Raw genomic sequence first — 23194 nt, 5'->3', positions numbered from 1 at the left:
ACGGGCCGTGGAAGAGGGGGACATAATTGTCTGGGAAGGCGCTATTCTCCAGGCGCTCTGCGCTGGGCGGCTTGCTCATAGCTACTGGGGCCGCCATCGGCTTCCCGGCAGTCCAGGCCGCGAACCGACCAGATCGCCCGGAGCCGCGCGGGCCCGCTCCGACGAGGGTCGCCAATCCGGCTGCTCCCGGGCCCTACGTCACGTTCGCGTACCAGAACGAGCTCAAGAAATACCTCAACACCCGTGAGGGCGAGCAGTCGATCGCCATGAGGGTGCATGGACAACGCAACATCCACGTTCTCAACCACGGGGCCACGCACTACATCACCGCGTCGATCATCAAGCTGGCAATCATGGAGACGGTCATGATTCAGGCTGCGGGTGAGAAACGTCAGCTTTCCGGAACCGAGAAGGACCTTCTGGCCCCCATGATCGAGAACTCCAGCAACGACGCCGCGACTGCCCTGTGGAACAGGGTTGGTAGGGCCGACGGGGTCCGCCGGGCGATGCACCGCATGGGTGCCACTCACACCGCCTTCGACTCTGAAGATCACTGGGGATTGACGTCGACGACCGCCGCCGACCAGGTCGTGCTCGCTGACCACATCTTCTGCCCCAACAAGATCATTCCCGAGTCCATGCGGGCCTATGCCAGAGAGCTCATGTCCAGCGTCGCGGAGGACCAGGACTGGGGCATGACGGCGGGGATGAAATCGCCCTACGTCAAGAATGGCTGGCTGCCTCTTGAGGACGGCTGGCACGTCAATTCGGTGGCTTCCACCGGGACGAACGGGTACACCGCTGTTGGACTGACCCATTCGGCCACGGCATCCATGGAAGACCTGGTCGAAACCATTGAGGGAATGGCGCGGATCATTGCCCGCCATCAGTCTCCCGGCGTGACGCCTGCTCAGCCGTCGCAGCCCGCCACCCCCGCGCCACAGACTGTCCACGACGACCACGGCCACATACCCTTCCGCGCCCCAGGCACCCGGGACATGTGGATTCAGGCGTTTTGAGTCTCTGCTGTTCTCGTCGGGGTGGGGTCATCCGGCAAGGCGATCAAGGAGGTCGCGCCAGGACCTCACCAAATCGGCGTCGATCCACGCCTTCCAGGATCCCTGGGGCCGGGCCGGGCTGCCAATGTGAAAAGCCTGCACCCCCGCCTGATACAGCCACGGGACGTGCTCCGGACGCAAGCCGCCACCAGCCATGATGAGCTCGGCCACGCGCGGATTGGCCTCGGCTCGGGCGATGAGGTCGTCGAGGCCGTACTCGATCCCGCGCGGTGATCCGGCAGTGAGGACCTGGTCCAGTCCCGGCAGACCCAGCAGCTGCACCCACGCCTTGTCGGGTTCCAGGCTGTTGTCGATGGCTCGGTGGAAAGTCCAGCCCGGCCAGCCCTGCGTCAGCTCGGTGACGGTCTCGACGTCGACCCCGGTGGCCTCGTCGAGGAATCCCAGCACGGGCCCGTCAGCGCCGAGGTCACGATAAGTACTGACCAAGCCGAGCATCTCGTCACGCCTGCGTGGGTCGGCGCTGAACCCACCATCTAGGCGCAGCATGGGACGCACCGGGATGTCGACGGCGCTGAGGGTGCGTGCCAGCAATTCGGGGCTGGGCGCAAGCCCGTCGTCGTCCATCGTGCCGACCAACTCGATGCGATCGGCACCTCCCTGTGCTGCCCGCTTGGCGTCGTTCTCGTGCAGACAGATGACCTCGAGCAATGCCATGGCCTAATTCTTGCGCCAGTCTCGTCGAATCGTCACGACGAGGCCCGTGATGAGGATGACGAGAACGACGGTGCTGATGATGGACCCCTCTGCACCGAAGGCTCCTCCGGTGACCCAGGAGCGGGATCCGGCCGTCCTGTCGGCTGCCATCACGGTGTGTCTGAAACCGAGTCCGGAGACGTCGAATCCCAACACCATTCCCTGTAACCAGTTCCACACGCTGTGGAAACCCATCGCGGCAAGCAGACTTCCTCGCCACACCACCAGCAGACCCAGCATCAAGCCGTATCCTGCGACGTTGACCAGGGCGATCCACGTGGTTCCGGGATTTGCTCCATGGAGGACGGAGAAAACCACAGCCTGTATGGCAAGACCGGCAGGAACCCCCCACGCGGCTGCCACTGACTGCATGAGGTAACCGCGCAACACGACTTCCTCGGCACATCCTTGGACCAAGAACAACAACAGCGAGGCGACGATGAGCACCGTCGCCATGGCATCAGGACGGGCCCACCTCATGCGGACCTGACCGCTGGCCATCATGACGATGACGTCGACGACAAGGATCACAACCGCGATTGCCACGCCGATCCAAATGTCCCGGGAAGGTCCGCGCAGTCCCAGGCACGTCATCGGGCGTTGCTCAACAAACGTCATCCACAACCACAGCACCAGCCAGACGCCTGCAAATGACGCCAGAAGGAGGATCGTCGAGGTTTGAGCGTCGGGATGACCACCTACCAAGGCCGTGAGGACAAACCCGAAACCCCCTTGTCCCACCCCGAGAATGGTCATTGCTGCCAACACCGACAACAGCGGATGGAGGGGTCCAGCTCCAGCAAGGAAGGTGGAAAACCGGCTTCCCTGTGGAGATTGGGTCTTCAGGCGCACCAGACGAGAGTACTTGACGGCAGGTAACCACTACTCAATGAGGCATGGCGACGAATCGCACCTACTGCCTCGCCGCCCTTTGGTACGACCGGGAATCCGGCCAGCCATTACCGCGTGGCTCAGCCTGTAGCGAGCACGGCCCTAATGGCACCGATCCAGGAGAACACCGTCATGGCCACCGGAAACGCTCGTTCGCAGATGCGCCCGGAACGTAATCACCAGATGCGAGGGGCTCCATATCCTGCCCCCAGCATCCATTCATGAGCGTACTCTGAGCACGCTAGTTGTCTCTCGCGTGGCACGCTTTTGCGCCAGGAAGGATCCCCCATGACCAGCCAGCCGCCGAGCGGTGGATGGCCCCAGGGACCGCAACCACAGCAACCGATGTGGCAGTCCCAGTACGGGCCGAAACAGCCCTATCCCCCGGCCCCACAGCAGCAATTTCACAGGACGTCACGACCGGCAGCCGACTGGATACGGTTCGGCGTGGGCGCCACAGCAATCCTGTGTGGCCTCCTGACCTTGCTGAGTCTGATGCTGTCCATGGTCACGTTCCACGTCTCCGACCCTTCAGGCGAAGGTCTGGAATTAAATGGGTCTCTTCAACCGTTCAAGGGGCTTGACCTGGGCATACTGACGGCAGCGATTTCCGAGAACGAAGAGGCCAAGAAGGCCCTCGGCCCAGCGTCATCCCTCGCAACCTTCACCGGCATCATGTCTTTGCTTGCCGCGTTGCTGTTCATTGCCGCAGGCGTCCTGCTAGTCCTCCGGCACAACGTGTTACTCACCACTGGCATGGCCGTAGGCGCGCTCTACCTGTGCGCAGCAGCACGCATTCCCGCTGGAATCATCACGGGCCTGGTAGACCGGGTCACTTCAGCGTGGTCACAGCTGAGCAACCAGTTCGACACGTCAAGTGACATCGGGAAGGCTTGGTCCCTCCTGCCAACGGCCGCGATAAAGAACGGGGCTGGAACCAATCTCATAATCGCTTCGGAGATCATTGGCGGCATTGCTCTGATCGTCCTCGTTGCATGGGTTATCACCTGCGGAGTGAAGACAATGAAGGGGGCCATTCGATGAGTGAGAACGACGATTTCGACAAGACTCACATCAGGCCGGCACCATCGTCGACACCGCACCCCGGCCCGTCCGGACCCCAAGGACCCCAGCAGCAATATGGCCAGCCGTCCCAGCAGCCCCCCATTACGCCTGGTGCTCAGCAGCATCCCGCTCCCTATCCCCAGCAGCCCAACCCCCAGCCGTATGGTCAGCCCAACCCCTCGCAGTACGGCAGACCCCAGCCTCAGCAATACAATCCCCAGCAATACGGCCAACCCAATCCGCAGCAGTACAGCCAGCCCAACCCCTATCCAGGTGCGCCGTTCACAGCACCAAACGCATCCGGCAACTTCACGAGATGGTTGAAACAGGACAAGGCGTCACTCCTCTTCTGCGGGGCATTGGTGCTCATAGGAATAATGCTTTTCTTCGTCCCTCTGTTCACATGGCTGTCCGTGCGCGCTCGCAAAGGCAGAACCACCCTGAACGGCTTGGGTCATCTCTCGTTCAGTCCCAGTCCCATGTATCATATGAGCGGGGACAAAGCTGAAGAACTCGCTGCCCTCAATTCGGTGATGCCAGCATTTACCAGCCCAATCCACACGATGCTCGGATGGACAGGCATCATCCTCATCGCCGCCGGGCTCATCACCGCTCTGACAACGAGCAAACTCGGTGACGTCATCGCCGCCGTGTCTTCCGGATGCATGGCTCTGGCTTTGGTGATCCCGGTTGCCAGCACCGTGCACAGTCTCAAAAAACTCGCGGCAATGTCCGGAGATGCGTACGCGTCTGTGAGCATCGGATCAGGTGTCATCATCGGCATGGTGCTGCTCGTCGCCGCACTCGCCATAGCAATCACTCACCTCGTCCGACCACCGGCGCCATCACGCAGGATGTTCACCGATCACCTCTGACCCCTTCACGCGCGAGAACCCACAAAACAATGGGGCGGCTCCAATTGGAGCCGCCCCATTGTGGTTTAGATGGGCTGGATCACATCATTCCGCCCATGCCACCCATGCCATCCATGTCGCCGCCAGCCGGGGCCTTCACAGGCTCGGGCTTGTCAGCGATGACGGCCTCGGTGGTGAGGAACAGAGCCGCGATGGAGGCGGCGTTCTGCAGGGCCGAACGGGTCACCTTGGCCGGATCGATGATGCCGGTCTTGACCATGTCGACGTACTCGCCGGTGGCAGCGTTGAGGCCCTCTCCGGCAGGCAGGCCGGCGACCTTCTCAGCCACAACTCCACCCTCGAGACCAGCGTTGATGGCGATCTGCTTGAGCGGTGCGGAGCAGGCGGTCAGAACGATCTGGGCGCCGGTGAGCTCGTCACCCTCCAAGCCCTCGATCGTGGCGGCCTTGGAAGCCTGGATGAGAGCGACACCACCACCTGGGATGATGCCCTCCTCGACGGCAGCCTTGGCGTTGCGCACGGCGTCCTCGATGCGGTGCTTGCGCTCCTTGAGCTCAACCTCGGTGGCGGCACCCACCTTGATGACGGCGACGCCGCCGGCGAGCTTGGCAAGGCGCTCCTGCAGCTTCTCGCGGTCGTAGTCGGAGTCGGAGTTCTCGATCTCCTTGCGAATCTGGGAGACGCGTCCAGCGATCTGCTCGGAGTCACCAGCACCGTCGACGATCGTGGCCTCGTCCTTGGTGACGACAACCTGGCGGGCGTGGCCCAGCAGGTCGAGGGTGACGGCGTCGAGGGACAGACCGACCTCCTCGGAGATGACCTGGCCACCGGTGAGGATGGCGATGTCGTTGAGCATGGCCTTGCGACGGTCGCCGAAGCCCGGGGCCTTGACGGCGACAGACTTGAAGGTGCCGCGGATCTTGTTGACGATGAGGCCAGCCAAGGCCTCTCCCTCAACATCCTCGGCGATGACGAACAGCGGCTTGCCGGACTGCATGACCTTCTCGAGGACCGGCAGGAGGTCCTTCAGCGAGGAGATCTTGGAGTTGACGATGAGGATGTAGGGATCCTCGAGGACAGCCTCCATGCGCTCGGTGTCGGTGACGAAGTAAGGCGAGATGTAGCCCTTGTCGAAGCGCATGCCCTCGGTGAGCTCGAGCTCCAGGCCGAAGGTGTTGGACTCCTCGACGGTGATGACGCCTTCCTTGCCGACCTTGTCCATGGCCTCGGCGATGATCTCACCGACAGTGGTGTCGGCAGCCGAGATGGAGGCGGTGGAGGCGATCTGGTCCTTGGTCTCGATGTCGATGGACATCTCGGACAGACGAGCACTGATGGCCTCGACGGCGGTCTCGATGCCCTTCTTCAGGCCCATCGGGTTGGCGCCGGCGGTGACATTGCGCAGGCCCTCACGGACCATGGCCTGGGCGAGGACGGTGGCGGTGGTGGTGCCGTCGCCAGCGACGTCGTCGGTCTTCTTGGCGACCTCCTTGACGAGCTCAGCGCCGATCTTCTCGTACGGATCGTCGAGCTCGATCTCCTTGGCGATGGAGACACCGTCGTTGGTGATGGTGGGAGCGCCCCACGACTTCTCGAGAACGACGTTGCGACCCTTGGGGCCGAGGGTGACCTTGACCGCGTCGGCGAGGGTGTTCATACCCGCCTCGAGCCCGCGGCGGGCCTCGATGTTGAATTCGATGAGCTTTGCCATGTTTGGGGAATTCCTCCGCTCCGGTGGGCCTGGCAGCCCGTGGACGTCAGATGGTGTGGCGGGAGCGACCCCGCGTTGTGTTTCCCCGTGATGCCCGCGACGGACGATCTGGTGATCTCATCACCGGGATGACCACCCTCGTCGGCACTCGCAACACCGATCCGGGCAGTAGCACTCTCGCTTGCCGAGTGCCAATGACATGTTTAGCACTCGCACCCAGTGAGTGCAAAGAGTTGATGAGCGGAAAGTGACTGAATTGTGCTGCCGACGATGGTGTCAGGCAGATTGCGTCGCGTCACCGGGTGGTGATTATGGCGCGCGCCCTAAACTGGCCCTGTGTCAGAATCCCCCACCCCCGAAACCGCGACGTCCAGCGATCTCAGTGCATCGGACCGCGCGATTCTGGATCTCGAGGAGTCCTGGCAGACCGGGAACCCGAGTGTTGACAAGGAGACCGTCATCCGCGAGAGGCTCAACATGTCGTCCCCCCGCTACCACTTACGACTCAACGAGCTGATCGACGATGAGTCGGCCGCGCGATACGCACCCTCCCTCGTCGGGAGGCTGCAACGAGTCCGCAGTCAAAAGCGCAGGGCCCGCAGCGCGCAGCTGCTCGGATGACACACGCGGCGTTGTCAACGATGCGACGCCATTGACGAGAGGCACACTATGAAACGCCTGACCGGTACGGTCCGGACGTACTCCTGGGGCTCCTATGACGCGATCCCTGACATCTTGGGAAAGGAAGCCGACGGCCAACCCTGGGCCGAGTACTGGCTCGGGGCCCACGAAACCTCACCGTCGACCCTTGACGGTGCTCCCCTCACCGAATACCTCGACGCTCATCCCGAGGAGCTGGGTGAGCGCAGCCGTGATGCCTTCGGATCCAGGCTGCCTTTCCTGCTCAAGATCCTCTCGGCTCGCCGCCCACTGAGCCTCCAGGCCCACCCTGACGCCCGTATGGCGCGAAATGGATTCGTACGCGAGAACCAGGCTGGCGTTGACGTCACCGATTCCCAACGCACCTTCGTCGATGACTGGCCCAAGCCGGAAATCCTCGTCGCCATGAGCGACTTCGAGGGACTGTGCGGATTCCGGGATCCGCATGAGACCCGTCAACTCTTCGACGGGCTGGACATTCGCATTCCGGTGGATCCGGTGTTGGGATCGTTGACCGAGCGTTCCGGCCCGGCGGCACTGGCCGAGACCTTCCTCGACTGCCTCGCCGGGGATGACCTGCGCCGGCAGATCGTCACCGAGGTGGTGTCCGGGGCCGTCAACCATGTTGGCGAGGACACCCCGCTGGGTGAGTTCGCACGCACCGCTGTCGAGCTCGACGAGTACTTCCCCGGAGACCCATCGATCCTGGCGGCACTGATGCTCAACCGCATTCATCTCAGGCCCGGAGAGGCATTAGCCGTTCCGCCCGGTCTCATGCATTCCTACTTGTCAGGAACGGGAATCGAGATCATGGCTGATTCCAACAACGTCGTGCGTGGTGGACTCACCGACAAACACATCGACGTCGATTCCCTGATAGAGATCGTGGACTTCCAGACACAGGAACCATGGGTCATGACGGCCGAGGAGGTAGATCCAGGTATGCGGGTCTTCCCGGGCACCGATGAACAGTTCCGGCTGTGGGAACTCGACCTCGACACCACCCGTCCAGCCATCCTGCCGGCCAGCGACTTGGCCCGAATCCTGCTCATCACCGGTGGCTATGCGGTGTGCTCAAGTTCCCAGGGCACTGACGAGATCGTGCGTGGACAGGCCGTCTGGATTCCCGCTGGCGAACAGGTACAGGTGGACGGGAACTGCGACGGGTTCCTCGCTGCTGCCGGGGTGTGACGCTGCCCCGTGTGGAATTCGAGAGCTTGCGAGAGGATGGACCCATGGCACACAAGATGAACGTCGAGAGTTTCAACCTGGACCACACCAAGGTGGCCGCACCGTTTGTCCGCGTGGCGGACGTCAAACACCTGCCCGCCGGCGACACCCTCACCAAGTACGACGTGAGGTTCTGCCAGCCCAACAAGGATCATCTGGAGATGCCTGCGATCCACTCGATCGAGCACTCCTTCGCCGAGTGCGTGCGTAACCATTCAGAGTCCGTCATCGACTTCGGGCCGATGGGATGCCAGACCGGGTTCTACCTCATCATGGTCGGCGAACCGGACGTCCCAGCCACCTGCGAACTCGCCGAGACCACCCTGCGCGACATTCTCGAGCTCGATGCCACCCCCGCCGCCAACGAGGTTCAGTGCGGATGGGGAGCCAGCCACTCGCTCGAGGCTGCTCAAGACGCCGTTCGACGGATGCTGGACCACCGTGACGAATGGGAACAGGTGATGGCCTGACGGCTCCTGCGATGTCGCTTCCTCGTCCGGGCTGCGCACCGGATCTCAGCGATAACAGGTCCCCTCGAATTGGGGAGGGATCTGCCCATAAGATTGTGGAGCCTCTGACAGGATTCGAACCCGCGACCATCGCTTTACAAGAGCGGCGCTCTACCAACTGAGCTACAGAGGCATGTCGTCTCACGGCGACGTGGGACATTGTGGCACACATCGCCGGCGAGGCGTCATTGCCGCATGTGGCGACGGTGTCGTCAGGCCAGCGCCTGGGCGAGGTATCGACGCGCGCCGACCATCGAGGGTCCGTACCAGGCCAACTTCTGGCCGTCGACGAGACGGACGTCGAGATCAGGGAAAGCCGATACATCGTCAGGGCCGAAATGGTAGGGCTCGTCGGGCAGGATGACGCGGTCTGGACGCGCCGAGACGAGGTCGGCCAGATCAGCGTGGGGATAACGGGACTCCCCCGGCACATCGATCAACTCCACCCCGACATGCCTCAGCACGTCAGCGATGTAGGTGTCCGGTCCGACGCAGATCCACGGATCCCGCCACACCGCGGCGATGGCATTGCGCACCTCGTCGGTCCACGGCTGGTTCCACTCCTCATCGGCATCACACAGCCACTGCGGCCTCTCGACGCCGAACCCCTCCACGAGGAGCCTCGTCAGGCTGGAGATCGCCTCGGATACCGTGTCGATCCGTGTCACCCACACCGGCACACCGGCGTCCCGCAACAAGGTGACGTCGTACTCGCGGTTCTCCTCCTGATTGGCGACGACCAGATCTGGTTCCAGGTCGGTGATGGCAGCCCGATCAGGATTCTTCGTCCCCCTGATTCGCGCCATCTCGTGGCCGACAACCTCGTCCAGGTGGGCAGGCCGAATGCAGTAGTCGGTGCATCCCACCAGAGTGTGCGGACACGTCGCCGCGATGGCCTCGGTGATTGACGGCACCAGGCTCACCACCCGCCGCACTCGTCCACTCACCGGCACGTCGGCACCAAGATCGTCGATCATGACACCACCGCCACGGCCAGGGCGGACAGCACCCAGAAGCTCATCTGCGTCACCTCATTGATGCTTCCAAACGTGTCGCCCGTCATACCTGACAGACGCTTCACCAAGTGACGGATCCATCCCCGGGCGATGAGCAAGGCCAATGCGGCGCAAATCAGGGCGATCAGGCACCACCGCCAGCCTCCGGCGACAAGACCCGTCAAGGCTACGACAGCTCCCAGAACCGTCAGGTTGATCGAGGCTGACCTGCGAGTCGTCACCCCGGCGACGAGGGACCCGAACCCGCCCGGACGCGCACAAGGCACCTCGGTCATCGTCGCGAAGAGAATGGCGGCTCGACCGATGGCAGGGCCCAGAGCGACCAGCATCGCCACGCGCCACCATGCCCCCGAACCCGCCGTTCCGGCCAGGCTCACCACAGCGGCTGCGTCGACGAGCAGAACGAGGACGATGCTGATGACACCCATCGGACCGATGTCGGACTTCTTCATGATCTCGAGGGCCTTGTCCGGCGCTGTTCGCGACCCCAGACCGTCGGCAGTGTCGGCGACCCCGTCAAGATGGAAGCCTCCGGTTGCACCGGCCAGCCAGCACAGCGCGAGCACCCCGGCCAGCAACGATCCGGCTCCCAGCCCGAGGACCAGGGCGACGATTCCGCCGGCCACCGCTCCCAGACACAGCCCCAGCCAGGGGAATGCCGTGATTGCCCGACGAGCCAGCGAACGGTCGATGTCACTGAGGTACGGCCCCGGGAGGATCGTGAAGAGGGACAGGGCCTCCGCCACGCCACGCAGGGGACCGAGCTTTCCAAGATCCGCATGCCGTTCGTCGCTCATGCCCACCTCTTCGGGACTCCGGCCACACACATCCACACCTCGTCGCAGACCTGTCCAACAGCGGCGTTGAGTCTCCCCAACTCGTCGCGAAAGAGCCGTCCGGCCGGGGTGTCGGGCACAACCCCCATCCCGACCTCGTTGGAGACGAGGATGACGTCGCGACGAGTACGGCGGATGGCGTCGGTCAGCTCATCAACCCGACTTCTCAAGGATTTCTGCCAGGTCCCGTCACCTGGATCAGCAGTCCAGGCTCCCACCTCGTCGAGAATCCGTGTGATCCACACCCCGAGGCAGTCCACCAGCACTGGGGAGTCGTCGTCAGCCAACAGCACCGAGGCGATGTCCTTGGTCTCGACGGTCTGCCACGTTGCCGGACGCCGGGTCCGGTGCAGCCGGATCCGCTCCTCCCACTCGGCATCGTCGGGATTTCGCTCGGAGGTGGCAACGTAGGTGACGCGAGAGCCATGGGGCAACCTCGACTCAGCGAAGGTCGACTTCCCGGATCGCGCACCCCCCAGAACCAGGACTCGACAAGGGGGAGCGCTCGTATCGAGGGCATCGGGAAGATCGGTCTCCCCAGTCACCTTGATGTCGGTGACGTCGGCGTCCTCGAAGGTGGCCATCTCGTTGAGGATGTGGGCGCTGGCCTGGACGATTGGCAGGGTGAGGATGGCCCCCGACCCCTCCCCCAGCCGCATCCCCAGATCCAGCAGGGCCGGAAGACCGAGTGCGCTGGTGGACGCGGTGATTCCCGGCTCGGCGCCGGCATGGCTGGTGATGATGAAATCGCGTACCTCCGGGCAGATCGCGGTGGCCGTCAGAGCTGCCGAGCAGGCGATGACCCCGTCGATGAGCACCGGGACACGCCGGGAGGCCGCGGCCAGGATGTACCCCGCCATGGCAGCGTGCTCGAAACCTCCCACCTTCGCCAATGCCTCAACCGGGTGGTCGGCGTCGGGCTGGTTGACCTGGAGTGCGCGGGAGACGACACCGATCTTGTGCTGGTGACGACGGTCGTCCGACCCAGCACCCTTACCCGTCACCTCAGCAGGGGAGCACCCGGTGAAGACGCTGATGAGTGCCGAGGCCGGCGTCGTGTTCGCGATGCCCATCTCGCCAGTGACGAGGATGTCTGCTCCCCCCTCGACAGCCTCCAGGCCGGTCTCGATACCGACCTCAAGGGCCTGGACGGCCTCGTCAGTACTCATGGCTGGGCCCTGGGAGATGTCATCAGTGCCTCGTCGCACGCAACGCTGGCGAATGGGCGCGTCGACCTCGTGGAGGGCACCGACGTCGGTGATCCACAGCTGCGCGCCCATCTGCCGCGACAACACGCTGATCGCTGCCCCGCCGGCCGCCATGTTGACCATCTGCTGGGTGGTGATCTCCTGAGGATCCGGGGAGACTCCCTGGGCCCACACCCCGTGGTCGCCTGCGAACAGCCCGACGACCGGGTGGCTCGGGACAGGGACCGGTACCTGTCCGTACATTCCCGCCAGCCGGATCGAGAGATCCTCCAACAGCCCGAGCGAACCCTCGGGCTTGGTAAGCACCTGCTGACGGGCTCGGGCAGCCTCCAGGGCCTTGGCGTCAGCTCCGCGAATGCCGCGCACTGTGCGGGCAAGCAGGCTCTCAGCGGACACGGATTCAGACAGTCGGGCCATCATGCTCCATCGTCGGGGACGCCGCCGCATCCCCCGGGCCTGTGTCCTCGCAGTCCCGGACGCCACGCACGTGCGTCGCAATGTGGTCCCACCCCGGTCGGGGCAGGTGTGCGCGGTTCTGGTCTGACTTCGCCTCGATGGCGTCACAGTGGCGGGACCGTCCCGGATTCACACCGGTGTTCCACCGCGGTCGAGGATCATTGTCCCACAGCCTGCTTTGATGGAGTCATGGACGTCCTCATTCTTGGCGGCACGACAAAGGCCCGGCAGCTGGCCACTCGACTGGTCGATGACGGGATCGACCTGTGCACATCCCTGGCGGGACGCACGAAGTCCCCACGACCCGTCCCAGGACCGACGAGACTGGGCGGGTTCGGCGGTGTCGACGGTCTCAAGGACTTCCTCACCGCCAACGAGGTCAAGGTCATGGTGGACGCCTCACACCCCTTCGCCGCGACCATGCACGGTCACGCCGCACAGGCGTGTCTCGATCTCAACCTGCCGCTGGCCCGGCTCGCACCGCCGAGCTGGCGCACCCAACCCGAAGCCGCAACCTGGCACTGGGTGGACGATCACGACGCCGCCGCACGAGCCCTTGCGGACCTGCCTGACGTCGTCCTGCTGACGGTGGGACGCCAACCCATCAGCCATTACCTGCGCCTTGGCCCGCGTCGGGTCATCGTGCGCTGCGTTGACGCCCCCGAGGAGGAGCTTCCCGAGGGCTGGACGGTGCTGCAGGAGCGTGGCCCTTTCACCATGGCCCGGGAGCGCGAGATCTTCTCAGGGGGTGTGGCGACCGTCGTCTCGAAGGACTCCGGGGGCACCGAGCTGGACCCCAAACTCCGTCTGGCAGCCGAGACCGGCGTCCAGATCGTCATGGTGTCACGCGGCCCGGCCCCTGGTTGGGGGGACGAGCTCAGCGAGGTCGACGAGGCGGTGCAGTGGATCAACGCCCACCTCGCGACGGTGAAATCTCAGTGATCAGACGGTTCGTGGACCTGGGTCTCGTCGAGGTCCAGGCCCGCGACGTCTCCGACAACGGTGATGGCCGGCGGCTTGATGCCCGCTTCGACCATGTCCTCGGCAGCCTTCTCCAGGGTCGTCGTCAGGGATCGCTGGGTGAACAGTGAGGCGTCCGCGACGACGGCGACGGGGGTGTCACCGGCAAGTCCACCTTCCATGAGGCGTGCAGCGATGTCACCGATGTGCGCCACGCCCATGAGGATGACGAGAGTGGTGCCAGTCTTGGCGATCTGTGCCCAGTCGAGTTCGGACCGGGTGTCGCCGGGGGCGACGTGCCCCGAGACGACGGTGAATCCCTGGACCAGGTGACGGTGGGTCAGTGGGACTCCCATGAGCTCGGGGCCGGCCACGCAGGAGGTGACTCCGGGAATGACGCGCACCGGGACGCCGGCTGCGGCGCAGGCCTGCCACTCCTCGCCACCACGTCCGAAGACGAAGGAGTCGCCACCCTTGAGGCGCACCACCTTGCGCCCGGCCCTGGCATGCTCGATGAGCAGCTCGTTGGTTCGCTCCTGCGGGACGTAGGGCCCGCGCGGCACCTTGCCGACCGGGATCTTCTCGGCGTCCGGATTCTCGTCCATGACGACGACCGGAGCGAGACGGTCGTGGAGGATGACGTCGGCCTGACGCACGGCCTCCAGCCCTGCAACGGTCAGCAGCCCGGGATCACCGGGGCCACCTCCGACGAGGGTTACAGTGCCGGGAACGAGTTCTGGGGAGTAGGACATCAGTTTTCCTTGGGTTGGTGTGCTGTCAGATCGGAGATAGCTCGGGCGAGCTCAGCATGTGTCTTCGTGTCACGGACGGCGAGTCTGATCCAGCTGGGACCGAGACCGGGGAAGGTCTCCCCGCGCCTCACGGCAAACCCGCGATCGGCCAGGGGAAGACGCACCGATTCGCCGCTGATTGACGAGGTGTCGACGAGCACGAAGGGAGCCTCGGAATCGACGATGGTCAGACCGAGTTCTCGAAGGCGTCCGACGAGGTCGGCGCGGGCTGCGGGAATCTCGTCACGCAGCTGGTTGCGGAACCGAGACGCTTCCTCGGAGGTGCAGGAGACCATGGCCGCGACGGCCGGGGTGGACACCGACCATGGGGGCTGGTGAGCCGCCAGACGTGAGATGAGTCGCGGATCCCCGACGACGTATCCGGCACGGATTCCGGCCAGGCCGTAGGTCTTCGTCAGGGAACGCAGCACCAGCAGGTTGCCCATGTCGTTGCCGATGAGGGACTGGGACTCGTCAGTGGCGTCCATGAAGGCTTCGTCGACGACGAGGATCCGACCAGGGCGGCGCAGGGTCAGCAGGTCGGACGCCGGGTGCAGCCGACCGGTGGGGTTCGTGGGGTTACCGACGATGACGAGGTCGGCATCCTCCGGGACGAGGGCCGGATCCAGTGCGAACCCGTCGGAGGCATTGAGGATGACTCGGTCGACGTCAATCCCGGCTGATCTCAGAGCTGCCTCCGGCTCGGTGAACTGAGGATGGATGACCGCAGCGTGGTGCGGCTGCGTGGTCGCAATGAGGGGGAAGGCCTCGGCTGCTCCGGAGGTGGGCAGAACCATGTCGGTTCCCACACCGTGCATGGTGGCCAGGGCGTCCCGGGCCGGGGCGGCGTCAGGGTAACGCGCCCAGTCGTGCTCGGTGGAGGTGATTGCGTCGCGAAGCCACTGCGGTGGCTCAAGGACGCGGACGTTGACGGCCAGGTCGACTAGACCGTCGGCAATGTCGCTGTCCCCGTGGTGATTGAGGTCAGGCTCGCCCTCCTGGGCCCCTCTCCCCTCGTGGAACCTCGCCACCTCACGGGCAAACCACGCCGCCTGGGAGGGGTGACCGGCCCAGTGCAGGTGCAGGTAGGAGGCCTGAACGGTGGGACGCCCCAGAGAAGCAGGGTCTCCCAGAGCTCCCTCGGCACGATCGGTGCCGTCGGGCATGGCGATGTGCCAAGCCGGGTCGACGTCAGCCAATGGCGTCGTCGTGGTGCGGTGGAATTCGTGGCCGACGACGCTGATGGAGTTGCGGGTGGCGACCCGGTACCCCATCGTCAGCCTCGTCGCCATCGCCGCGTCCATCGGAAGGACGCCGGCCATGTCGCGCCCGTCGAGGTGACGGCAGAGGTAGAGAAGCCCGGCGCACTCCGCGACGATCGGCATCCCGGCCTCGGCATGGGCGCGGACATCTGCCGCGAGCTCGGTGTTGTCCTCCAAATCCGTGGCGTGCATCTCCGGGAATCCACCGCCCAGGTACAGGCCCTGGATGCCGTCCGGAAGACGTCGATCGGTGAGGGGATCGACGTCGACGACCCGGAACCCGGCCGCCCGCAACATCTCGGTGGTCTCGGGGTAGCGGAAGGTGAAGGCTCGCCCCGCGAAGATTCCGACCACCGGCGGCTCGTCGAAGGAATGGCCTTGCCAGCCAGCTGATTGCAGAGCGGCTCGCGGATCCCAAGGCTCGACGTCGAGGTCGGGTGCGGAATCGGCCAGGTCCATAACGGCGTCGAGATCGACGTGTTCGGCGATGAGGTCACCCAGGCCGGCGACCTTGGAGGCGGAGTGCTCCCACTCCCCCGCCGGGACCAGGCCCAGGTGGCGAGACGGCACGAAGATCGACTCGGTGCGCGGAATCCGCCCCAGCACCGGGATGCCGAGTCGGTCGAGTCCGCGCACGACCTCGGCACCATGACGAGGAGAGGCGACCCGGTTGAGGATCACACCGGCGATCGTGACATTCGGATCAAACGTCGCCAGACCTGCCACCACTGCGGCGTGGGTGAGGGACGCATGAGCGGTGTCGACGACCACGACCACCGGGGTCTGGGTCGAGGTGGCGATCTCGGCGCTGGACCCGCGTCCGGTCCCGAGCTGGCCGTCGAAGAGGCCCATCACTCCCTCAATGACCGCAATGTCCGCCGCATCGGGGGTAACGAAACCATGGGCCAGCAGCGGGGCCATGAGCTCGTCACCACACATGACGGAGTCCAGGTTGCGGCCCGGACGACCACTGGCCATCGAGTGGTAACCGGGATCGATGTAATCCGGCCCGACCTTGAACGGCGCCACCGTCCGGCCGGTGGCACGCAGGGCTGCCATGAGACCTGTCGCGACGGTCGTCTTACCGCCTCCCGACGCCGGGGCGGCGATGAGGATTCGTGGAATGCGCATCACCATTCGATTCCCGCCTGACCACGCTGACCGGCGTCGAAGGGGTGCTTGACCTTGGTCATCTCGGTGACGAGGTCTGCGGCCTCGACGAGGGCTGCCGGGGCGCGACGGCCAGTGATGACGACGTGCTGGGTGCCGGGGCGGTTGACCAGTGTGTCGACGACCTCGTCGACATCGAGCCATCCCCAGTCCAGCGGGTAGGTGAACTCGTCAAGAAGGTAGAAATCAAGCGCCTCGCTGGCCAGGAGTTCCGACACGTGTCGCCACCCCTCGCGGGCAGCGGCCTCGGGGTCATCGGCGGCATCGAAGGAGCGTGCCCAGGACCATCCAGTCCCCATGACCTCCCATGTGACGGGACCGCCGGCACCGGTCTCCTCGTGGAGTTTCCCGAGAGCTTGCAGGGCGTCCTGCTCGCCGACATGCCATCGTCCGGACTTCACGAACTGGAAGACGCCGACTTTCCACCCTTGGTTCCAGGCGCGCAGGGCGGTACCCATCGCCGCTGTCGTCTTGCCCTTGCCCTCGCCGGTGTTCACAGCAAGAACTGGCCGTAATCGTCGCTGTCTGGTGGACAGCCCGTCGTCTGGTGTGGCGCCACTGCGCGCGTGCGGCATGAACGACCTCCTTGCGGGTCCGCGCCCGTCGGGTCACGGGATTTCCGTGACCTGACCCGCAGGATCGACCTGGCTCGCGCTGAGGCGCTCACAGTGGCGGGACCGCTCCGGATTCACACCGGATTCCTCCCCGAGGGCCATCGTCGATTGTGTCACACGGGTCGGGTTGTCCTCACCCGGCACTGCCCTAAGCTTCCCTCATGACCCATGATCCTGACGCCACCCTCCTCGGACGCACGCCTGGCCTCGACGAGACGCACTTCGCCCATGACGGCCTCATCACCAAACATCCGGTGAGGGCCGTCGCTCTGGCAGCGTTGCGACCCATGCCGGGCCAGCTGCTGTGGGACCTCGGCACCGGCGCCGGGTCGATCGGTGTCGAGTGGTGTCGCACCGATCCGACCTGCCGAGCCATCGGGGTGGAGCGCAAGGCAAAACGGGCCGCCAATGCCCGCACGAATGCCGCAGAACTCACTCTGCCCGGCCAGTTCGAGGTCATCAACGCCGACCTCACCAAGGGGCTGCCGGAGGGACTGCCCGACCCGGATGCCATCTTCATCGGCGGCGGTGCGACGGAAACTCTCGTCACCCAGTGTCGACCACGTCTGCCCATCGGGGGACGGCTCGTCGTCCATGGGGTGACGATGGAGGCCGAGATGCTCGTGGAGTCCTTGCACCGGGATCTGGGCGGTGACCTCATGAGGTTCGGCGTCGAGACCGCCGACAGCATCGGCCGGCTGCGGGGCTGGAAACCGGCCCGCACCGTCGTGGCGTGGACCTGGCAGCACACTGAGTGACGACGAGCCACCCAGTGTGCACAGTTGTCTGATCCTGGACTCAGCTGATCTGGGAGGCCAGCAGGCAGGCAGCCCGCATCTGCTCGGCGGTGGGGCGCACATGGCGAGACGCCGCCGAGACTCGGATGTAGCCACCGGTCGCCGGGAAGCAGATGAACCGGTCGGTGGGAAAACCAACCCGGGAAGGATCCTCCAGCCCGACATCCGTGCGCATGGTGGTCGAGTTCTGGACGACGGCCTCCCCGGCCGGCGGATTGCCGTCCACCCACACACCTGCCTCAGCCCCGACGAGACTGGCGAGTTTCTGAGCGATGTCTTCATGGCTCAGCCCGCCTGAGCGAGCATCGAGTGCCGAGGCAACATATCCCTGGCGCTGCTCGGCCAGGTCCGAGGCCGTCAGAGCCCAGCGCGAGATACCGGCGATCGCGGCACCGACTGCGAGAAGAACGATCGTCACCTCGATGTCAGGGCTAGAGGCGATCTTCATGCTCCGGTACGGGAATGTCAGGAAGAAGTCGAAACTGAGAGCGCTGACCACGATGACCAGCGCGTCAACGAGCCAGGATCCTCTCAGACAGAAGAAGACGATGACGAGAACGAGTACGAGGGCGGCTGCGGGTGCGACGAAGACGTCGATGAGGGCGCTCAACACCGCGCAGACGGCGATCGGTACGACAACCGCGCCAATGATCAGCGCAGTACTCGACGATGACCTGTTCATGACGACCATCGAACCACCGCAGCGGTCACCCCATCAAACGTGACTCATGTCGCTGGTGTCACGAGGCAACACGGCGTCACCGTGAAGTGCTCGGCGGCCGGTGTGACAGGATCGCGACGACCTCACTCATCGTGCGGGGACGCTCGTCTATGCCAAGGCGTCGGACCAGCTCGAGGGGCCACGGCAAGTGCAGATGAGCCCTCTCCACCATGGTCACATTGGCGAGCAACTCGTCGATCGGCCCCTGCCGCACTCCACCGTCGACGACGATGAGAGCCTCGTCGGCCCAGGCCAGAGCCAGGTCGACGTCATGGGTGGCCATCGCCACAGTCGTACCGTGGTCACGCAGACGGTCCAATGCCTCCAGCATCTTGGTGACGCCAACCGGATCGAGTCCGGCGGTGGGCTCGTCAAGGAGAAGCAGATCCGGGCGCATGGCGACGGCACCGGCGACAGCAATCCTCTTGCGTTCACCATAGGACAGCTGGTGGGTGGCACGCTCGGCAAGATGGCTGGCCCCGAGCAGCTGCAGGGCCTCGGCGACGCGATCGCGCACCTCCGCCACGTCCAGCCCCATGTTCATCGGGCCGAAGGAGACGTCCTGGCTCACGTCAGCGCTGAAGAGTTGGTCGTCGGGGTCCTGGAGGACGAGCTGAACCGCCCGACGGTGCTCACGAAGCTGGGTGCGCCCGTGACCGAGCACGGTGCCACCCCTCTTGACCTTGCCCTTGACGGGTTTGAGGGAGCCTGACAGGCAGCGCATCAGCGTCGTCTTGCCCGATCCGTTTGCTCCCAGAATCGCCACCCGAACTCCAGCACGAAAGGTGACGTTGACGTCGGTGAGCACCATGGGCCGGCCAGGGTGGGTGGCGTACAGGTGCTCGGTCGACAGTAGGACCTCGTCACTCATCTGAAAATCCTTCCGGTCGTCGACCAGCTGATCGCCCAGACAGCAGCGATGACGATGACGACGATGATTTTGAAACGCGCTGATCCGACGCGTTTGACGGGCAGGGTCACCAAGGCGGACTCGAATCCTCGGTTGACCAGGCCGTCGTTGAGGCGGTTGGCCCTTGTCCAGGCGCGAATACCCACCGATCCCAGCAGCGCGGCGGTGTTGTTCATGCGCCGGTTGAACCCGCCAAATCTCCCCTCCGGGGCGTCACCAAGGCGGGCGTGCTGAGCTTCGCTGGCCGTGACCAGGGTGTCGAGCAGCACGAAGATGAGTCGGTAGGTCAAGGAGGCGATCTCGAGCAACGGATCGGGGATGTGGAACTTTCGCATCCAGGTGAGCAGGTCAACCATGGGAGTGGTGACGGCCAGCACCATGAGGGTGAGCGTGCCACAGACGCCGTGCTCCACCAAGGACATTGCCTGGGCGGTGGAGACCGGACCGATACTGAATACCCCGGAATGCCACCAGACCGTTCCCGCCGGGCTGGAACCGAGGCTGATGAGGACGGAGATCCCGCCGAAGAAGAGGAAGACGATCGGGGCAGCCATCGCCTGCCACAGCACTCGCCCCTGGATGCGCGCCGGACCGAGGATGACGATCATGCTGACGATCCCGGCCAACAGCGCCCCCGGCCAGATGCCGGAGCCCACGACCGGGCTGACCAACGACGACGCCTCCATCGACGGGGTGCACAGTGAGGTCAGGAGGAGAGCCGTCGACAGGGCGACTTTCTCCCCGACCGAACGACGCCGCCAGGGAGAGTCCCAGGCGGCGTCGTCGAGAGAGGTGATCGTCATGACTTGGCGGAGGCAGTCGCTTCCGACGAGGTGACGGCGGCCTCGGGCACGTCGTCGACACTGTGCAGATCGGAGGCGTCCTCAGCCTCCTCGCGGCCCTTCTTCTTGCCGGCCATACGGCCCAGGGCGTAGCCAGCAACGCCGGCACCCAGGGCAGCCTGCAGAGCGAACAGGCCGGACTCGACCTCACCGGAGTTCGGCTCGAAGATCGGCTCGATCCATTTCTTGGCACCGGCTTGCTCGGCAGCCTCGGCGGCAGCGTCGTCAGTCCCCCCGAATCCTTCCTCGTCGCCGCTGGTCTTCTTGCCACCGAGGACCATGCTCATGATGAACAGGGCGATCAGAAGGATGATGATGACCGGAGCCACCCACTTGTTGTTTCCGGTCAGCGAGTTGTCCTGACGGACCTTTGCAACGGTGTTCTCAGGCATGGGACACCTCCGGGGTACGAGCGAGGACACCGAGCTGCTGGAGCTGCGGAGCGGCGACCTTGGCGAGGAAACGGAACAGCAGGATGCCAAGCAGACCCTCGGCGATGGCCAGCGGGATCTGGGTCCAGGCGAAGATGGTCAAGAACTTGCCGACGGCTCCCCAGAAGCCACCGGTCGGATCCGGGAAGGCGAAGGCGAGCTGGAAGCTGGTCACAACGTAGGTGATGAAGTCCGCGAAAACCATGCAGAGGAAGATCGCCAATGCGTCCGGACCATGACATTTCTTGGTGAGTTTGTAGAAGGCGTAACCGGCCCACGGTCCGGCGATGCCCATCGAGAACGTGTTGGCGCCCAGGGTCGAGATGCCACCGTGAGCCAGCAGCAGAGCCTGGAAGATCAATACGATCATCCCCAAGAACGCCATGACCGGTGGTTTGAACAGGGCTGCACCGACGCCGGTTCCCGTGGGGTGGGACGACGAGCCGGTGACGCTGGGTAGCTTGATGGCGGAGAGAACGAAGGTAAAGGCGCCGGCAGTCGCGAGCAGGAGCTTGTTCTCGGGATGCTCCTTAACCTCTTTGACGACTCGATAGCCGCCATGGATGACGAATGGCGCAGCAGCTGCATACCACACTGCGCACTGAGCTGGTGAGAGAACGCCCTCAGCAATGTGCATGAGGTGTCATCTCCTTTCTCGGGATTCGCGTCCCGTTCTGGAAAGGCCTGATGCGCGTAGCAGATCTGACTTCCGACCCTCGAGGGATCGTTCACAGTGGCGCGTCCGTGTCGGCATTTCCCGGCTTCAACCACGTCATCAGGGCATTCTTGAGTTGTGTCCTGGACAGTGAAACACAGCTGTCCCGGGGTTGCATCCAAGGATGGCCTAACAATGGTAACGCACCATGTGCGCGACGTGCAGTGTTAGCATCCCGACGTCATCACACCTTGTCATCGTCAGGAGCACAGCCGTGGCCCACGAGTACGTCAACAACGGATCCGACATCTACCGCGAGTCCTTCCGCATCATCCGATCTGAGGCGGACCTCGATCGCTTCCCCGCCGACGTCGAAGGTGTCGTCGTCCGAATGATTCACGCTGCCGCCGACCCCGCCATCGCCGATGACATCGCTTTCACCCCCGGCGTCGTCACTGCGGCTCGCAAGGCCCTGCGCGCTGGCGCTCCAATCCTGTGTGATTCCTCGATGACCGCCACCGGGATCATCCGGTCTCGTCTCCCCCGTGACAACGAGACGATCTGCTACATCAAGGATCCCCGACTGGCCGACATCGCCAAGGCCAAGAACATGACGAAAACCTGCGCCGCGGTGGACCTGTGGGCCGAGGAGGGCAAGCTCGACGGGGCCATCGTCGCCATCGGCAACGCCCCGACCGCCTTGTACCGGGTGCTCGAGGTGTGCGAGGAGACGGGGGCCCGCCCGGCGGCTGTCGTCGGTATCCCCGTTGGTTTTGTCGGTGCGGCCGAGTCCAAGCAGGCTCTCGTCGATTCCACGCTGGGACTGGACTACCTCACCTTGCTGGGACGACGCGGTGGCTCGGCCATCGCAGTGGCTGCCGTCAACGCCATCGCCTCGACCGACGAACTGACGAACACCCACCGCTGAGGGGTTCACGGCACGTGACCAGAGGGCGTCACCCCCAGAGGGCGTCACCCTCCCAAGTACCCGTCGACACCACCGGGACGACCTGACCCGAGATGACCGACCCCTCATGGGGAACCCGCGGCAGGTTCGCCGGGGCGGCCAGGGTCATCGGGATCGAGGTGTCACCGACGATCCGGTACCAATCGACGTCGGTGAGTTCATTGGTGCGCTTCTCGACCCGCTTGCAGACCATCGTCATCTCGGCGACGGCGCTGACCTCCCCTCGAGTGGCGCGACCGGCATTGATTTCCATCAGCCACGGGCTGATCAGGGTTCCGGCGGCGAACTGCAGATCACCGGTACCGCCCAGAGACCCCTCGTGAGAGCGTCCGTACTCCTCCTCGGACTCAAAGACCCGCAGCATCTGATTGGCGACGGCGCCCACCCGCAGATGCTCGATGAAGCGTGGGGTGTCGTCACCGGGTTCGGGGCACAGCGGTACCTCAACCGGGTCGTCAACATTGGCCAGAAAGCGCGCCAGGTGCTTGCGGTTGGCGGCGGGCAGCTTGAGGACCGACTCCCCGGTGAGCATGGATGCCAAGTTGGCGTGGGAATAGATGTCGACCAGTGCCACCGTCGAGCTGAACCGCACCAGGTCGGCAGGGTGAGTCGTCGGGGCGACGAGGGAGGCCATCGTCTCGATCTCGTCGCGATCCTTCTGCTTCATGAGCGCCAGCCGCGCACCGGACGGATCGGTGTAAGCAGCCAGCAGGTCGAACCCGCCGACGTCCTCCACCCCGACAGCACCAGCCTCAGCCGCGGAATTGACGAGGACGTCGAGATCGGGGGCGTCGAAGCCCAGGGCATGTAGGTCGTGGGAGATCACCCGACGATGATAGGCAGGA

Annotated in this window: 24 protein-coding genes, 1 tRNA gene and 1 riboswitch; of the genes, 9 read left to right on the top strand and 16 right to left on the bottom strand. The window is 64.6% G+C overall.

Annotation, left to right across the window (positions count from 1 at the left end):
* Nucleotides 1-26 precede the first annotated feature (26 nt).
* On the top strand, nucleotides 27-1019 hold the full coding sequence (locus HMPREF9153_RS07220) for a serine hydrolase (RefSeq protein WP_004810779.1): 993 nt from the start codon (nucleotides 27-29) through the stop codon (nucleotides 1017-1019).
* Nucleotides 1020-1046: 27 nt separating this feature from the next.
* Here the strand turns inward: HMPREF9153_RS07220 and HMPREF9153_RS07215 are convergent, their stop codons facing one another.
* Both HMPREF9153_RS07215 and HMPREF9153_RS07210 read right to left on the bottom strand, forming a co-directional pair.
* A complete protein-coding gene (locus tag HMPREF9153_RS07215; protein WP_004810775.1) occupies nucleotides 1047-1733 on the bottom strand; it encodes a copper homeostasis protein CutC in 687 nt (228 codons plus the stop codon).
* A gap of 3 nt (nucleotides 1734-1736) precedes the next feature.
* Nucleotides 1737-2528, bottom strand: a complete 792-nt coding sequence (locus HMPREF9153_RS07210) for a CPBP family intramembrane glutamic endopeptidase (protein ID WP_004810774.1) — start codon at nucleotides 2526-2528, stop codon at nucleotides 1737-1739.
* A gap of 639 nt (nucleotides 2529-3167) precedes the next feature.
* Here HMPREF9153_RS07210 and HMPREF9153_RS07200 point away from each other — a divergent pair.
* Nucleotides 3168-3707, top strand: coding sequence for a hypothetical protein (locus HMPREF9153_RS07200; protein WP_252905988.1), 540 nt, complete (start codon nucleotides 3168-3170; stop codon nucleotides 3705-3707).
* Nucleotides 3704-4603: a hypothetical protein gene (locus tag HMPREF9153_RS07195; protein WP_023032400.1), complete on the top strand. Its 900-nt coding sequence runs from the start codon at nucleotides 3704-3706 to the stop codon at nucleotides 4601-4603. The genes HMPREF9153_RS07200 and HMPREF9153_RS07195 overlap by 4 nt, the downstream gene beginning before the upstream one ends.
* Before the next feature lie 79 nt (nucleotides 4604-4682).
* On the opposite strand, the gene groL is transcribed toward HMPREF9153_RS07195, so the two are convergent.
* Nucleotides 4683-6314, bottom strand: a complete 1632-nt coding sequence (groL, locus tag HMPREF9153_RS07190; protein WP_004810765.1) for a chaperonin GroEL — start codon at nucleotides 6312-6314, stop codon at nucleotides 4683-4685.
* 336 nt (nucleotides 6315-6650) lie between these two features.
* Here groL and HMPREF9153_RS07185 point away from each other — a divergent pair, with 336 nt between their 5' ends.
* From HMPREF9153_RS07185 to HMPREF9153_RS07175, 3 genes are read left to right on the top strand one after another with little or no spacing between them, the layout of a single operon-like run.
* Nucleotides 6651-6935 (top strand): DUF3263 domain-containing protein, encoded by a 285-nt coding sequence (locus tag HMPREF9153_RS07185; protein WP_004810762.1) that lies wholly within the window; start codon nucleotides 6651-6653, stop codon nucleotides 6933-6935.
* 48 nt (nucleotides 6936-6983) lie between these two features.
* Entirely contained in the window at nucleotides 6984-8165 is a 1182-nt protein-coding gene (gene manA, locus HMPREF9153_RS07180) for a mannose-6-phosphate isomerase, class I (protein ID WP_004810760.1), read from the top strand.
* A gap of 26 nt (nucleotides 8166-8191) precedes the next feature.
* Complete coding sequence (locus HMPREF9153_RS07175; protein ID WP_171023510.1) at nucleotides 8192-8674, top strand: S-ribosylhomocysteine lyase; 483 nt, start codon at nucleotides 8192-8194, stop codon at nucleotides 8672-8674.
* Nucleotides 8675-8770: 96 nt separating this feature from the next.
* On the opposite strand, the gene HMPREF9153_RS07170 is transcribed toward HMPREF9153_RS07175, so the two are convergent.
* The 4 genes from HMPREF9153_RS07170 to cobT form a co-directional block, all read right to left on the bottom strand.
* Nucleotides 8771-8846: transfer RNA gene (locus HMPREF9153_RS07170), tRNA-Thr, on the bottom strand.
* A 79-nt stretch (nucleotides 8847-8925) separates the two neighbouring features.
* On the bottom strand, nucleotides 8926-9690 hold the full coding sequence (locus tag HMPREF9153_RS07165) for a helical backbone metal receptor (RefSeq protein WP_004810757.1): 765 nt from the start codon (nucleotides 9688-9690) through the stop codon (nucleotides 8926-8928).
* Nucleotides 9687-10526, bottom strand: a complete 840-nt coding sequence (locus HMPREF9153_RS07160; RefSeq protein ID WP_004810754.1) for an adenosylcobinamide-GDP ribazoletransferase — start codon at nucleotides 10524-10526, stop codon at nucleotides 9687-9689. The genes HMPREF9153_RS07165 and HMPREF9153_RS07160 overlap by 4 nt, the downstream gene beginning before the upstream one ends.
* Nucleotides 10523-12193: a nicotinate-nucleotide--dimethylbenzimidazole phosphoribosyltransferase gene (gene cobT / locus HMPREF9153_RS07155; RefSeq protein ID WP_004810751.1), complete on the bottom strand. Its 1671-nt coding sequence runs from the start codon at nucleotides 12191-12193 to the stop codon at nucleotides 10523-10525. The genes HMPREF9153_RS07160 and cobT overlap by 4 nt, the downstream gene beginning before the upstream one ends.
* A gap of 225 nt (nucleotides 12194-12418) precedes the next feature.
* Between cobT and HMPREF9153_RS07150 the strand changes: the two genes are divergently transcribed.
* Nucleotides 12419-13171, top strand: a complete 753-nt coding sequence (locus HMPREF9153_RS07150; protein ID WP_004810746.1) for a cobalt-precorrin-6A reductase — start codon at nucleotides 12419-12421, stop codon at nucleotides 13169-13171.
* Here HMPREF9153_RS07150 and cobA read toward each other — a convergent pair.
* From cobA to cobO, 3 genes are read right to left on the bottom strand one after another with little or no spacing between them, the layout of a single operon-like run.
* Complete coding sequence (gene cobA, locus HMPREF9153_RS07145) at nucleotides 13165-13941, bottom strand: uroporphyrinogen-III C-methyltransferase (RefSeq protein ID WP_004810745.1); 777 nt, start codon at nucleotides 13939-13941, stop codon at nucleotides 13165-13167. The two genes, HMPREF9153_RS07150 and cobA, sit on opposite strands and share 7 nt — an antisense overlap.
* Nucleotides 13941-16373, bottom strand: a complete 2433-nt coding sequence (gene cobBC / locus HMPREF9153_RS07140) for a bifunctional hydrogenobyrinic acid a,c-diamide synthase/histidinol phosphate aminotransferase CobBC (protein ID WP_036980087.1) — start codon at nucleotides 16371-16373, stop codon at nucleotides 13941-13943. Before cobBC ends, cobA begins: the two co-directional genes overlap by 1 nt.
* Nucleotides 16373-16987, bottom strand: coding sequence for a cob(I)yrinic acid a,c-diamide adenosyltransferase (cobO, locus tag HMPREF9153_RS07135; RefSeq protein ID WP_036979703.1), 615 nt, complete (start codon nucleotides 16985-16987; stop codon nucleotides 16373-16375). Before cobO ends, cobBC begins: the two co-directional genes overlap by 1 nt.
* 40 nt (nucleotides 16988-17027) lie before the next feature.
* Nucleotides 17028-17164: riboswitch (cobalamin riboswitch) on the bottom strand.
* 23 nt (nucleotides 17165-17187) lie between these two features.
* On the opposite strand from cobO, the gene cbiT reads away from it, so the two are divergent.
* A complete protein-coding gene (gene cbiT / locus HMPREF9153_RS07130; RefSeq protein ID WP_004810737.1) occupies nucleotides 17188-17784 on the top strand; it encodes a precorrin-6Y C5,15-methyltransferase (decarboxylating) subunit CbiT in 597 nt (198 codons plus the stop codon).
* Between the two features lie 40 nt (nucleotides 17785-17824).
* Here cbiT and HMPREF9153_RS07125 read toward each other — a convergent pair whose 3' ends face one another.
* The 5 genes from HMPREF9153_RS07125 to HMPREF9153_RS07105 form a co-directional block, all read right to left on the bottom strand.
* Nucleotides 17825-18514: a DUF4118 domain-containing protein gene (locus HMPREF9153_RS07125; RefSeq protein ID WP_004810735.1), complete on the bottom strand. Its 690-nt coding sequence runs from the start codon at nucleotides 18512-18514 to the stop codon at nucleotides 17825-17827.
* Nucleotides 18515-18581: 67 nt separating this feature from the next.
* Nucleotides 18582-19415 carry an energy-coupling factor ABC transporter ATP-binding protein gene (locus HMPREF9153_RS07120; RefSeq protein WP_004810733.1) on the bottom strand — a complete coding sequence of 278 codons (834 nt, stop codon included), beginning with the start codon at nucleotides 19413-19415 and terminating at the stop codon, nucleotides 18582-18584.
* The gene (cbiQ, locus tag HMPREF9153_RS07115) at nucleotides 19412-20257 is read right to left on the bottom strand and encodes a cobalt ECF transporter T component CbiQ (protein WP_004810732.1); all 846 of its coding nucleotides are present in this window, start codon (nucleotides 20255-20257) and stop codon (nucleotides 19412-19414) included. The genes HMPREF9153_RS07120 and cbiQ overlap by 4 nt, the downstream gene beginning before the upstream one ends.
* The gene (locus tag HMPREF9153_RS07110; RefSeq protein WP_004810730.1) at nucleotides 20254-20688 is read right to left on the bottom strand and encodes an energy-coupling factor ABC transporter substrate-binding protein; all 435 of its coding nucleotides are present in this window, start codon (nucleotides 20686-20688) and stop codon (nucleotides 20254-20256) included. The genes cbiQ and HMPREF9153_RS07110 overlap by 4 nt, the downstream gene beginning before the upstream one ends.
* Entirely contained in the window at nucleotides 20681-21364 is a 684-nt protein-coding gene (locus HMPREF9153_RS07105) for an energy-coupling factor ABC transporter permease (RefSeq protein ID WP_004810728.1), read from the bottom strand. Before HMPREF9153_RS07105 ends, HMPREF9153_RS07110 begins: the two co-directional genes overlap by 8 nt.
* 292 nt (nucleotides 21365-21656) lie before the next feature.
* On the opposite strand from HMPREF9153_RS07105, the gene HMPREF9153_RS07100 reads away from it, so the two are divergent.
* Entirely contained in the window at nucleotides 21657-22310 is a 654-nt protein-coding gene (locus HMPREF9153_RS07100) for a precorrin-8X methylmutase (protein WP_015583223.1), read from the top strand.
* Nucleotides 22311-22338: 28 nt separating this feature from the next.
* On the opposite strand, the gene HMPREF9153_RS07095 is transcribed toward HMPREF9153_RS07100, so the two are convergent.
* Nucleotides 22339-23175, bottom strand: coding sequence for a VOC family protein (locus tag HMPREF9153_RS07095; RefSeq protein WP_036910013.1), 837 nt, complete (start codon nucleotides 23173-23175; stop codon nucleotides 22339-22341).
* Between the last annotated feature and the right edge of the window lie 19 nt (nucleotides 23176-23194).

The sequence above is a fragment of the Cutibacterium avidum ATCC 25577 genome (genome assembly GCF_000227295.1).
Taxonomy (GTDB): Bacteria; Actinomycetota; Actinomycetes; order Propionibacteriales; family Propionibacteriaceae; genus Cutibacterium; species Cutibacterium avidum.
The sequence above is the reverse complement of the archived record's forward strand: the minus strand, read 5'-3'. Positions and strand labels throughout refer to the sequence as shown.